Origin of the sequence: Mycolicibacterium cosmeticum (assembly GCF_000613185.1) — a bacterium.
Classification (GTDB): Bacteria; Actinomycetota; Actinomycetes; order Mycobacteriales; family Mycobacteriaceae; genus Mycobacterium; species Mycobacterium cosmeticum.
In genome coordinates, this window is sequence record NZ_CCBB010000003.1 from 1882321 (window position 1) to 1894442 (window position 12122).

A 12122-nucleotide genomic window follows, 5' to 3' on the forward strand; every position below is an offset into this window, starting at 1 on the left:
TTCAGTTCTGGGCCGGGTCGAAGCGCCGTTCGGTGCGCAGTCGTGGCGCTTCCTGACTGGTCAGCACACGTGCCCGCTCCGACATGGCGGACCCGACGTAATCGGGCTGGGTGAGCAGGTAGAACTTGCCTTCAGCGGCCTGCTCGAACACCACTTCTGCCGCCGACAGCGGGTCCATGGCCTCGGCCTTGATGTCGAGCATCGCGCTGCGCTGCGCCTCGGCAGCTCCGGTGTCACCGGACTGCACGCCGCCGGCGGACTCGAAGATGTTGGACACCACAGCGCCCGGCAATACCGCCTGGATGTGCAGGTGATGATCGTGGCCGGCGGCCTGCACTTCCAGGTGCAGGCATTCGGTCAGGGCCAGCACCGCGTGCTTGCTCACGATGTAGGGTGCCTGCAGCGGAACGACGGCGACGCCGCCGATCGAGGACAGGTTCCACACCCATGCCGGCGATTCGGTGGCCATCATGTGCGGCAGGAAGGCGCGGATGCCGTGGAAGACCCCGCTGACATTGATATCCATGACGCGTTGCCAGTTGTCGACCGGTGTATCCCAGAGGTAGCCGAACTGTTCGACGCCGGCGTTGTTCACCAGCAGGCGTACCGCTCCGACATCCTGGTACACCCGGTCCGCCATGGTCTGCACGGCGACAGCGTCCCGAACATCGCAGACGATGTCGTGTGCGGAACCGCCTGCAGCGCACAGCTCTTCTCGCAGGGCGGCAATCGCAGCGGCGTCAACGTCGACGAGCACCACCGTCATCCCCAGCCGCGCGGCGTGGCGCGCCAAGCCGGCACCGATCCCGGCGCCTGCCCCGGTGATGACCGCTACACCGCCGCTGAAGGTTTCGCGTGCGTTCACGCCGGTTGAGAGGTGGCCGAGGTCTTGGCGGCGTGTTCGGCGAACGGGATCGAGTCCTCCGCGTCGAGCACGACGGTCATCGAGGTGAACACCAAGCCGTCACCGCGGCGCCGGATGCCGACGTCGACCACTCCGCTGGAGACGTCGAAGGGAATGTTGTTGGTGACCTGGTTGACGTAGAGGTAGAACCGGGCGGTGGTGACGTCACCGTCTGGACCGGGCTGGCTACCGGTGCGGAAGATGTTGGTGGCGTGGTGGCGCAGCGGGTACGGATTCTCGTTGCGGTGCGCGGTGAGCCAGGCCAGTGTCTCGGCCCCACCGGTCAGGTCGGCGGCAAGCAGATGCTCGAAGGGGCACGCCCCGGAATCCGAGCGGCTCAGATAGGTCATCTGGTCATCGATGCGGGCGGCGAGCTCGTCGAAATGTCCCTGGTCGTAGTGGAACCAGAAGCCGGCGATGAATTCCTGGACCTCGGGGAGGGTCAACTCGTTGCTCATATGCAGGAGTCAACCCCGACGCGGCCGCGCTGACACCGGCGGTGACCGGTCAGCGGAACAGCGTATGGTCCGCTCAGCTGCCGGCAGCGATCAACTCCCACAAGCCTTTCTGGCCCGCGGCCATGGCCGCCGCGGCGACCTGCCCATCCCAGAAATGCACGGAACCGAACTCGCATCGCCAAGCCAGTGCCGCGCGGGTGAATTCGGGTAGCCGGTGCTCGTGTGTCGTGCCGATCGCACCGTGGACCTGATGGCTGTTGCGGGTGACCACCGACGCCGCGTGACCGGCGCAGGAGCGGGCCACCGCTATCTGGAAGGCCAGATACGGTGATTTCCAGTGAGTTTCGATCGCCATGTTGAGCGCGGCTTCGGTGGCCGAACGTGCGAGCGCTGCTTGGGCCGCGGCGTCGGAGACGAGATTCTGGATCGCCTGAAATTTCGCCAGCGGACGCCCGAACTGGAGACGAGTGCTTACATGCTCCACCGACATCTGCACGGCGCGGTCCAGCGCGGCGCACACCTGTACGGCCCGGACCAGAGCTGCCTTCTGCTTGAGCTGGGTGACCAATGCGGGCGAGACCGGGTGTCCGTTGTGCGGTGTCGGGTCGACGACGACGACATCGCGTGGTTCGCCGATCAGATTGGTCCTCGGGCCGATCGCCAGTGCCGTCGTCGCGAGATCGACGACGCGGTACTCCGGGCCTGACGGCCACACCACCACGACGCGGTCAACCTCGCCGGCCCACGGCACCGGCACCTCGGCATGCCCGTCTCTGGGCAGCACGCACACGGTACGCACGCAGTCATCGCCGGAATCGCCGGTCACCGCTTCCCACAGCCAATTTGCCAGCAGGTCGTGCTCGGCAAGCGGCACCCGCACACCGTGCCGCACGGCGCAGGACAGTAGTTCGGCCGCCTCGCGCCAACCGGCGCCGCTGCCACCCGAGGCCTCGGCTCCGGTGAGCCGGACCAACCCGAGGTCGTCCAAGCGGCGCCACAGAGCGCGATCGAGGGTCGCACGCCGTCCAGGCACGCGTTCGGCGCTGCCGGCCCGGTAATCGGCAAAGACCGCGTCCATCATGGCGCTCAGATCGGCGTCCACCGCCGGCGCGGTGGTCCTGGTCAGGTCGGGGGCGTTCATCGCATACCCAACCCGCGCGCGATCACGCCGCGCAGCACTTCGTTGGTTCCACCGCGCAACGTGAAGCCGGGGCGTTGGTCGACCGCCGCGCTGACCAGATCGGCCCACACCGGTGGCGGTGCGGTCTCGTCACCCGTGCGCAGGTCGGCGAAGTCGGCGATATCGCCCTCCACGGTGGTGCCGAGCACCTTGACCACTGCGGCCGGTACGTCGGGTGTCTCCCCGCGCTGCAGGGCACCAGCCACCGCGGTACACATGTGGTGCAGGCCGGCCACCTGCGCCACCAGCCGGCCCAGTTCGACATCACCGGACTCTGCTTGGGCAGCAACGTTCGTGGTGTCGATCCGGTCAACGGCGTACGCCAGCAGCGGGAAGGTGGACAGGAACCGCTCTGGGCCGCTGCGTTCGAAGCTGAGCTCCGAGGTGACTTGGGTCCAGCCGTCGCCGATGTGCCCGAAGACCATGGTGTCGGGAACGAACACGGCGTCCAGGACGACCTCGTTGAAGTGGTGCGAGCCGTTCATCGCGATGATCGGCCGGATCTGCACGCCGGGGGAGTGCAGATCGACGATGAACTGGCTCAGCCCGGCATGCCGATGCGCAGGATCCACCGCAGCGGTGCGGGCCAGCACGATGAAGGCGTGCGCGCGGTGTGCTCCCGAAGTCCACACTTTGGTGCCGGTGATCGACCAGCCGCCGTCGACACGCACTGCGCGGGTACGCACACTGGCCAGATCTGAACCGGAATCGGGTTCGCTCATCCCGATTCCGAAGAAGCACTCTCCGGCGACGATGCGCGGAAGGAACACCGCCTTCTGCTCTTCGGTGCCGTACTTGAGCAGCGAGGGAACGATCTGCCGATCGGCGATCCAGTGTGCCGCCACCGGTGCGCCGCCGGCGAGCAATTCCTCGGTCACCACGAAACGCTCCTGGAATGAGCGACCATGCCCGCCGTACTGCCGCGGCACTGTCATCCCGAGCCAACCGCGCTCAGCCAGGGCCTTGGTGAACGTTTCGTCCCATCCGGACAGCCACCCGTCCACCGCCGGGGTGTAGGCCCCCGTGCTGAGTTGCTCGGCCAGGAACGCGCGGACCTCCTGCCGCAGGGCATCGGTATCGGGGCTGGTTGCCGCCGGCGGCACCAATCGCGGGAACGCCACGCTCATACGCTCCTCCATTTCGCGATGCGCCGGTCGTGTTCCGAGTCATGGTGGGCCAGCGGCTGCATGGCCGCGGCCAATGAAAGGGTCGATTCCAGCGATCCCGCTCGCGATTCCTGCAGTAGTCGCTTGGCCATCCGCAACGCGTGTGGGGGATTGACGGCGATCCGGTCGGCCAGGACGCGGGCTTGTTCCAGTAGGTCATCGTGGCGCACCACTCGGTTGACCAAACCCCACTCCAACGCGGTGGCCGCATCGATGCGTTCGCCGGTGAACGTCATCTCGGCGGCCCGGGCATACCCGATGGCCGGCGGCAGAAACCAGGTGCCGCCGTCGCCGGGGATCAAACCCAATTGCACGAAACTCTCGGCGAAAGAGGCGCGTTCGGAGGCGATGCGAATATCGCACATCATGGCCAGATCACAGCCGGCGCCGATGGCGGCGCCGTTGACGGCGGCGATCAGTGGTACTTCCAAACGGGCCAGGGCTCGGGGGATCCGCTGGATTCCGTCCACATAGGCCCGGCGCTGGTCGATGGCCGCCAAGCCGAACATGCCCAACCGATCGGCCATCTCTTTGACGTTGCCGCCGGCGGAGAAGATCTTGCCTGCACCGGTGAGGATGATCGCCCGAATTTCGTTGTCCTGGTTGGCGGCATCGATCGCACTTTCAAACGCCGCGATGACGTCCTTGCCGGTGATGGCATTGCCGACTTCTGGGCGGTCGATCGTCCAGAGTTGGACACCGCCCTCGGTGCGGATGTCCAGTGGTGCACTCATGCGTGTTCCTTGAGCTGAAGGGATTTGGTCTGGAGGTATTCCTCGAACCCGAACCGACCCAGCTCCCGACCGATACCGGACTTCTTGTAGCCGCCGAACGGGGCGGCCGGGTTGTAAGCACCGCCGTTGATGTCGAGTTGGCCGGTCTGCACGCCGCGCGCGAACGCAATCGCGGTGTCGTCATCGGCAGCCCATACGGCACCGGAGAGCCCGTAGGGGGTGCCGTTGGCGATGCGCAGGGCATCATCGGTATCGCGGTAGGGGATGACCGCGAGCACCGGGCCGAACACTTCTTCCTGGCCCAGTTCGGAGTCGGGGTCGACGTCGGCGAACACCGTCGGCGCCAGGAAGAAGCCCTTCTCGTGCACAGGGTCGGCCCCACCGACGAGCAGGCGGGCACCGTCGGACTGGGCGCGCTCGATGAATCCGCGCACCGTTTGGAACTGGGCGCGGGACGCCGAAGGTCCGATGCGGGTGCCCGGATCCCAGGGATCACCCACGGTGTAACGGGCGGTGGCGGCCTCGATCAGCCCGAGGGCCTCCTGGTAATGCGCCGTGGGCACCAGCATCCTGGTCCACGCCATGCACGTCTGTCCGCCGTTGAGGAATGCGTTACCGACGCCCACCTTCACCGCGGTGGCCAGATCGGCGCCGTCGAGAATCACGTTGGCGGACTTGCCGCCCAGCTCCAGCGCCACCTTTTTCACCGACCGGCCGGCCAGTTCCCCGACCCGGGCCCCGACGCTGGTGGAGCCGGTGAAGGACACGAAATCGACGTCGGGGTGTGCCGCCAGATGCTCGCCGATGACGCGTCCGGGCCCGGAGACGACGTTGATCACCCCGGGTGGGAGTCCGGCGTCCTGGCATGCCTCGATGAACTCGAACACCGATAGCGGAGCCTCGTTACTCGGTTTCAGCACGACGGTGCAGCCGGCCGCGATTGCCGGCAGCACCTTGGCCACGACCTGGTACAGCGGGTAGTTCCACGGGGTGATGGCCGCGACCACACCATACGGTTCACGCAACACCAGTGAGTTGCCGATGCGCTCTTCGAATGCGAAAGTGTCCATCACATCGGCAAATCCATGGGCCACGGCCAGCGGAACCTGAGTTTGCACCGTCTGCGCGACACGCACCGGTGCGCCCATCTCGGCGGTGATCAGGTGCGCGATATCGGGGAGACGCTTCTCCATGGCGTCGATGACCCGCTGTAGCCGGGACCGGCGTTCGGCGACGGTGATGGCCGGATCGAACGCCCGCCGGGCGGCCGCGACGGCGGCGTCGGCGTCGGCGGTGCCGCCCTCCGGTACGTAACCGATCACCTTCTCGGTGGCCGGATCGATCACGTCGACGACACCGCCGCCGGACGGGGCCACCCACTCGCCGTCGATGAACAGGGCGGGACGTTCGAATTGAGGCATGACGATGTCCTTTTCGGTGCGAGGCGCTCAGGGAATCAGGCTGGCGCGGACGTCGCGCTTGCCCTCGGCAGCGGCGAACGCGGCGTTGATGTCGTCGAGCGGGTAGGACGCTGCGGCCAGCCGGTCGAGGGGCAGCTGATGCTGGTGGCGGTCGAGGAAGGTCAACGCGCGCGACAGAACCGCCGGGTCGTAGAGCGACACCCCGACCATCGTCTTGTTGGTGAAGACGAAGCGCGACGGGTCGAACGGGAACGTCTGCCCGACATTGATGTTGCCGATCTCGACGTAGCGGCCGAACTGGGACAGCATCTGCAGGCCCTCCTCTATCGCCGAGGGATGGCCGACCACCTCGACCACGACATCGGCTCCGTGGCCGTCGGTGTGTTTGCGCACCGCCTTGGCGCGCTCCTTGGGCGTGGTGACCGCGTTGAGATCGATGACGGTGTCTGCACCGAAAGCGGTGGCCAGCTCCAGCCGCTCGGCGATGCCGTCGATGGCGATGATGTTGGCGGCTCCGCGAGCCTTCGCCACCGCGATCGCATACAGCCCCAGCGCCCCGGCGCCCTGGATCACGACGTGTTCACCGAGTTGCAGATCTACCCGCTCGAGTCCGTACATCACTTGGGAAAGGGCGCAATTGGCGCCGGCGGCGATCTCGTCGCTGACGGTGTCGGGCACGGTATAGACGACCGCTCCGGCGGGCAGCAGGTAGTAGTCGCCGTATCCTCCGACGAAGTATGGGGGCTGGTCGGCCCGGCTCAGCATCGCCATGGTGAGGTTCAGGCAGGCGTTGCGCCGTCCGGCCAGGCAGTTGCGGCAGACGTGACAGCTGTAGAAGTAGGGGAACACCACCCGGGTGCCTTCACGCAGCGGTTTGCCGTTGGAGTCCGTGGCCACGCCGGCGCCGAGAGCGGCTACGGCGCCGACCATTTCGTGGCCGAGCACGGTGGGCAGCTGCCCGCCCAGACCGCGGGTGGCGAAGGTTCCGTGCCAGGCGTGCACATCTGATCCGCAGATGTTGGCGCGCAGGACGCGGATGAGGATCTCACCCGGGCCGACCTCGGGCAGGGTGACCGTTTCGATCTGGAACGGCGTCCTGGGTTCGTCGAACCGGGCGATACGACCCTGATACACGTGTTTTCCCTTCAGTTGCTGATGAATTCGCGGCTGAATTGCTCGCGCAGGTCGCGTTTGAGCAGCTTGCCGCTGGGGTTCTTGGGCAGGGCGTCGACGAAGAAAACCTGTTTGGGGATCTTGAAGCCGGCCAGATGGGCGCGGCAGTGTTGCAGTACCGCGTCTTCGGTGACATCGGCGCCGGCACGCACCACCACGGCGGCGACCACGGCCTCGACCCAGACCGGGTGCGCTATCCCGAATACCGCGACCTCTTCGATGCCGTTGTGCCGGTAAAGCACTTCTTCGACCTCACGGCTGGCGACGTTCTCCCCGCCGGTTTTGATCATGTCCTTCTTGCGGTCCACCACATGCAGCAGGCCGTGCTCGTCGTAGAAGCCCAGATCGCCGGAGTGAAACCAGCCGCCGGCGAATGCTTGGGCCGTCTGGTCCGGCGCGTCGAGGTAGCCGAGCATCAGGTGTGGGCTGCGGTGCGCGATCTCCCCGACAGTCCCGACCGGTACGGGGGCGTTCTCCTCGTTAAGGATGATCGTTTCGACGTTGACGACCGGTCGGCCCGCGGCACCGGCGTGCGCGTCCTGCTGCTCGGGCCGCAACGCCGACGCCAGCGGGGCCATCTCGGTTTGCCCGTAGAAGTTCCACAGCCGCAGGTTGGGGAGCCGGTCGCGCATCTCGTGCAGAATCTCGGTGGGCATCGGCGAGGCGCCGTAGTACCCCTTCTGCAGCGAGGACAGGTCCACCTCGTCGAACACCGGGCTGCGCAGCAAGCTGATCCACACCGTCGGTGGCGCAAAGTAGTTGGTGACGCGGTGGCGCTCGATGGCGCGCAATACCAGTGCTGGATCGGGCCGCGGGAGGATGACGCTGGTCGCCCCGAGGTAGATGTCGGTGGCCAGGAAGTTGTCCAATTGTGCGCAGTGATACAGGGGCATCGAGTGGATTTCGATGTCGTCACCGGTCATGGCGCCGGCCGTGATCGTGCTGACGTACTGCCACATCAAGCTGCGGCTACTGTGCATCACGCCTTTGGGCCGCGACTCGGTGCCGCTGGTGTACATCACCCGCACGAGCTGATCGTCATCGAGGTGGCAGTCGGGCAACCGCGCCGTGGTGGTCAGCCATTCGGCGAAGTCATCCCAACCACGGGGGCTGCGCTGCCCGGCGGGCAGCAACGCCACTTTCGTCCGTACCGAGGAGCCCAGGGCCATTGCCTGCTCGGCCACCTGGAGCAGACCATCCCCGACGATGAAACCACCGGCCCGACTGTGCCCGAGGATGAACGAGATCTCTTCGGGCTTGAGCATGAAGTTGATGGGCACCAGCACCACGCCTGCGCGGGCGGTGGCGAAGGCCAGCACGGCGTATTGCCAACAGTTGCGCGACAGCAGTGCCAGCCGATCGCCGGGCAGCAGGCCGTGTTCGTGCAATGCCGCGGCGGCCCGGTCCACCGCAGCGTCGAAGTCGGCGAAGCTCAGCACGACGTCGCCGTCGATGATCGCCGTCTTGTCGGGCTGTCTGCGGGCCGACCGGCGGGGGATATCGGCCAGACTGTGGCTGCGAGCCCGGGCGATGACCGCGGCCAGGTCGTCGGAGTGCATGAGCGGCACAGTAAGCGCGGCGACCCACGTTGTGGTGGTTCGTCTCCCGCTCAGTAGACAAGGCGGGGGGAGCACCGGTCGTCGCCTTCGATACTCGATTCCATGACCGCCACCACTGAACCGTCCTCGCTCGCGGATCACGCCGCCGACCGGGAAACGCTGCGACGCCATCTGTTGGCGGCCGACCCCGGTGTGTTGGTCGCGGTATTGGCGCAGATGACCGGCGATGCGTCCGTCATCGATCGGTTCGCCACCGAGATCACCTATGTGCTCGATCCGCCCGAGCGCGCCGGGCGCACCAGCGCCAAGGCAGCTGCCGAACTGGCCGACGCGATCATCGACGCCCTCGACCGACCGCGGGCCGCCGATGCCATCGCCCCCGATGACCGGGAGTTGTTCGCCCGGTTGCTGCCGGTGGCACTGGGTACACCGGTCGAGGACGAGCAGGTGGATCTCCTTCTGGAGCAGGGTGGTTTCCGGCCGTCACAGCCGACACTGCCCAGGACGACGCCGATCCCGAAGTCGACGACGATGGTGATCATCGGTGCGGGTATCGCCGGGATTGCAGTGGCCCTGGCCGCCGCCGAGGAAGGTGTGCATTTCGAGATCTTCGAACGCAATCACGAGGTGGGCGGCACCTGGCTGACCACCACCTACCCCGGTATCGGTGTGGATACGCCGTCGGCCTACTACTCGCTGTCTCGGGAAGTGAACCCGGATTGGTCTCATTACTATCCGCAAGGCGCGGAGTACCAGTCCTACCTGGTGGCGCTCGCCGACAAGCATGATCTACGCCGCCACATCCGGTTCGGCACCGAGGTCGAAGCGCTGTGGTGGGACGAGGAACGGCAGCAGTGGCAGATCCGTTCGCGGGATGCGGACGGTACGCAGAGGGTCGACTACGCCAGCGTGGTGGTGACCGCGGCGGGCTATCTGAATCGCCCACGGTGGCCCGAGCTGAAGGGTCGGGAGACGTTCGGCGGCCGCAGTATTCACTCGGCACAGTGGGATACCGAGCTGGATCTGACGGGTAAGAAGGTCGCGGTCATCGGGGCAGGTTGCACAGCCGTGCAGATCGTCGACGCCTGTGTCGATCAGGTGGACCATCTGACGGTGTTCCAGCGCCAACCGCACTGGGTGGCGCCGCGCAAACGACGCTCCGATGAGGTGCCCGAGTATCGGAGGTACTTGGGCAGGGCGCTGCCGTATTACGCGAACTGGCATCGCCTGAAGTCGTATTGGGCAACCGCGGACAACAATTACCCGGTCATCCTGCAAGACCCGGAGTGGTCCAAGACGCACCTGTCCATTTCACCGGCCAATGATGTGCTGCTGCAGATGTGCTTGGAGTACATCGATGAGACGTTCGGGGCGGGGACCGAGTTGGCACGAAAAGTCACACCGGACTTCGCGCCGTACGGCAAGCGCATCATCCGCGATCCCGGCGGGTACTACGCCGCGCTGACCCGCGAGCATGTCGACGTGGAAGCCAGTGAACCTGCGGAGGTCAATGCCGCCGGCATCGTCACCGCCGACGGCCGCCAGATCGACCTGGATGTCATCATCTATGCCACCGGCTACCACCTGGACTTCCTGTCGACCGTCGATATTCGCGGGCGCGACGGCAAGACCCTGGCGCACGTGTGGGGCAAGAGCCCCAGCGCCTACCGCGGCGGCACCGTTCCCGGGTTCCCGAACCTGTTCATCACCTCGGCACCCAACTACAGTCCCGGCCACGGCGCCGGCGCCAATTTCTCGATGGAAGTCCTGGCGCACTACATCCTGGAGTGCCTGCAGTTGATGGCCATCCGGGGCGCATCGACCATCGAAGTCACCGAGCGCGCCTTCAACGACTACGTGGCGGATATCGACGAAGCGATGCAGGACACCGTCTGGTGCCACACCCCGAACGCGCACACCTATTATCGGTCGCAGTCGGGTCGGGTGGTGGTGGCCACACCGTTTCGGTTGGTCGACCTGTGGCGGCAGCACCGCGCACCGATCGAAGCAGACTTCATCCTGCGATGACCCACTTACTCGCCGGGAGAACGGCATTGGTCACGGGCAGCAGCCGCGGGATCGGTCGGGCGATCGCACAACGATTGGCTGCCGAAGGCGCCACCGTCGCGGTGACCGCACGCGCATACACGCCGTCGGTGTCCACCCGCGCCGGACGGAGCGAGGCCATCGCCGGCACCATCGAGGAAACCGTCACCCTCATCGAGCGAGCCGGCGGGACCGCCTTCGGTGTGGCCGCCGACCTCGAGGACGCTACCGCGCGGACCGCGCTCGTCGATGCGGTGGTCGAGCGCACCGGCCGGATCGACATCCTGGTCAACAATGCCGGCTTCGCCGACTACGCGAAGGTCGAGGACATGCCGATGGACACCTTCGACCGCACTGTCGAACACTATCTGAAGACACCCTTCGTGTTGACCAAATGTGCTGTCCCACATATGCGCAACCAAAGAGCCGGCTGGATCGTGAATATCGGCTCGGTCACCGGTGTGGCTCCGGTGCGGCCGTACCGTGACTACAACAAGACTGCCGGTGACGTGATCTATGCCTCCTGCAAGGCGGCCCTGCACCGATTCACACAGGGAGTCGCGGCCGAGTTACTCGACGACAACATCGCCGTCAACTGCGTGGGGCCCTCGACTGCCGTCCGTACGCCAGGAGCGGCCTCGCTCATCCCGGACAGTTTTCCCACCGAGCCGGTGGAGTATCTGGCCGAGACCGTCTTGGCGATGAGCCATCTGCCCGCAGCCGAACGCACCGGGCTGGTTGCGTTCAGCCTGCACTATCCCTGGTCTCAACAGCTGACCGTGCGATCCCTGGACGGGCGTACGGTGTTGCCGCCGTTGCAACCACCGGCGGCGGCCAATCCCAACATCCTGTCGGCCGGCGTCTAGACCGGTTGGCGCAGTATCGATTCGGGCGCCGCGCAGAAGCTGTGGCACACCCGGTCGCGGACGATCATGTCGGTGGTCTCGGGGTCGAACCAGCGATCCACCACCGCCCAGTGGATCGGATGCATGAGATACGGGCCCATCAAGCCGTCGACGTCGGTGAATTCCTGTTCGAAGACATGGGTCCACTCACTGGTCCCGATCGCCTCGTCGACGCGGCTGAGCTGCCACGCCGTGATCGTCGAGACATAGCGTGGCATCATCGCCAGTTCATGTTCGAACGCCGCCACCGTGGCCGCGTCGGTCTCGGGGGTGACCCGCAGCAGCAGGGTGCGATACACCGTCCCGGTGCCTCGATGTCGTGCGCGGCCGCGGTAGGTTGCACCGTTGACATGGGTGATCGCCGGGTCATCGAGTACGGTGTCGAAATCGGCTTGCCGCCAGGCGGTGTCGTCGGCGAACCGCAGGTGGGCCAGGATATCGCCGCCATTGCGTGAACCGGGCAGCGTCGGCTGCACGATCCAGGTGAGCGCGCCACTGCGCTGCGCAGCGGCGCGGAGCTCAGCCATGATCCGCTCGCGATCGGTCTCGGTGGTCTCGATCAGACGCGTCACGCCC

General features: G+C 66.3%; 11 protein-coding genes. 2 read left to right on the plus strand and 9 right to left on the minus strand.

Annotated features, from left to right (window positions below; translation table 11 throughout):
• Position 1 precedes the first annotated feature (1 nt).
• From BN977_RS28385 to BN977_RS28420, 8 genes are all read right to left on the minus strand, one after another.
• Positions 2-865: an SDR family NAD(P)-dependent oxidoreductase gene (locus BN977_RS28385; RefSeq protein WP_036403267.1), complete on the minus strand. Its 864-nt coding sequence runs from the start codon at positions 863-865 to the stop codon at positions 2-4.
• Complete coding sequence (locus BN977_RS28390; protein WP_024449843.1) at positions 862-1362, minus strand: hypothetical protein; 501 nt, start codon at positions 1360-1362, stop codon at positions 862-864. The genes BN977_RS28385 and BN977_RS28390 overlap by 4 nt, the downstream gene beginning before the upstream one ends.
• 73 nt (positions 1363-1435) lie before the next feature.
• Complete coding sequence (locus BN977_RS28395; protein WP_051561967.1) at positions 1436-2503, minus strand: acyl-CoA dehydrogenase family protein; 1068 nt, start codon at positions 2501-2503, stop codon at positions 1436-1438.
• Positions 2500-3663: an acyl-CoA dehydrogenase family protein gene (locus BN977_RS28400; protein ID WP_036404673.1), complete on the minus strand. Its 1164-nt coding sequence runs from the start codon at positions 3661-3663 to the stop codon at positions 2500-2502. Before BN977_RS28400 ends, BN977_RS28395 begins: the two co-directional genes overlap by 4 nt.
• A gap of 2 nt (positions 3664-3665) precedes the next feature.
• A complete protein-coding gene (locus tag BN977_RS28405) occupies positions 3666-4442 on the minus strand; it encodes a crotonase/enoyl-CoA hydratase family protein (RefSeq protein ID WP_036403270.1) in 777 nt (258 codons plus the stop codon).
• A complete protein-coding gene (locus BN977_RS28410) occupies positions 4439-5863 on the minus strand; it encodes an aldehyde dehydrogenase family protein (RefSeq protein WP_036403273.1) in 1425 nt (474 codons plus the stop codon). The genes BN977_RS28405 and BN977_RS28410 overlap by 4 nt, the downstream gene beginning before the upstream one ends.
• A 27-nt stretch (positions 5864-5890) precedes the next feature.
• Positions 5891-6997, minus strand: a complete 1107-nt coding sequence (locus tag BN977_RS28415; protein WP_036403275.1) for a zinc-binding dehydrogenase — start codon at positions 6995-6997, stop codon at positions 5891-5893.
• 11 nt (positions 6998-7008) lie between these two features.
• A complete protein-coding gene (locus BN977_RS28420) occupies positions 7009-8595 on the minus strand; it encodes a fatty acyl-CoA synthetase (protein WP_051562184.1) in 1587 nt (528 codons plus the stop codon).
• Positions 8596-8697: 102 nt separating this feature from the next.
• Between BN977_RS28420 and BN977_RS28425 the strand changes: the two genes are divergently transcribed.
• Both BN977_RS28425 and BN977_RS28430 read left to right on the plus strand, forming a co-directional pair.
• Positions 8698-10623, plus strand: coding sequence for a flavin-containing monooxygenase (locus tag BN977_RS28425; RefSeq protein ID WP_036403277.1), 1926 nt, complete (start codon positions 8698-8700; stop codon positions 10621-10623).
• A complete protein-coding gene (locus BN977_RS28430; protein WP_036403279.1) occupies positions 10620-11507 on the plus strand; it encodes an SDR family NAD(P)-dependent oxidoreductase in 888 nt (295 codons plus the stop codon). Before BN977_RS28425 ends, BN977_RS28430 begins: the two co-directional genes overlap by 4 nt.
• On the opposite strand, the gene BN977_RS33600 is transcribed toward BN977_RS28430, so the two are convergent.
• Positions 11504-12073, minus strand: coding sequence for a Dabb family protein (locus BN977_RS33600; RefSeq protein ID WP_046873004.1), 570 nt, complete (start codon positions 12071-12073; stop codon positions 11504-11506). The genes BN977_RS28430 and BN977_RS33600 overlap by 4 nt on opposite strands.
• Positions 12074-12122: the final 49 nt, after the last annotated feature.

What these genes read in the sequence shown, in the direction of transcription:
- BN977_RS28390 (WP_024449843.1), bottom strand. Translation starts at nt 1,362, where the DNA reads ATGAGCAACGAGTTGACCCTCCCCGAGGTCCAGGAATTCATCGCCGGC.
- BN977_RS28395 (WP_051561967.1), bottom strand. Translation starts at nt 2,503, where the DNA reads ATGAACGCCCCCGACCTGACCAGGACCACCGCGCCGGCGGTGGACGCC.
- BN977_RS28405 (WP_036403270.1), bottom strand. Translation starts at nt 4,442, where the DNA reads ATGAGTGCACCACTGGACATCCGCACCGAGGGCGGTGTCCAACTCTGG.
- BN977_RS28410 (WP_036403273.1), bottom strand. Translation starts at nt 5,863, where the DNA reads ATGCCTCAATTCGAACGTCCCGCCCTGTTCATCGACGGCGAGTGGGTG.
- BN977_RS28420 (WP_051562184.1), bottom strand. Translation starts at nt 8,595, where the DNA reads ATGCACTCCGACGACCTGGCCGCGGTCATCGCCCGGGCTCGCAGCCAC.
- BN977_RS28425 (WP_036403277.1), top strand. Translation starts at nt 8,698, where the DNA reads ATGACCGCCACCACTGAACCGTCCTCGCTCGCGGATCACGCCGCCGAC.
- BN977_RS28430 (WP_036403279.1), top strand. Translation starts at nt 10,620, where the DNA reads ATGACCCACTTACTCGCCGGGAGAACGGCATTGGTCACGGGCAGCAGC.
- BN977_RS33600 (WP_046873004.1), bottom strand. Translation starts at nt 12,073, where the DNA reads ATGGCTGAGCTCCGCGCCGCTGCGCAGCGCAGTGGCGCGCTCACCTGG.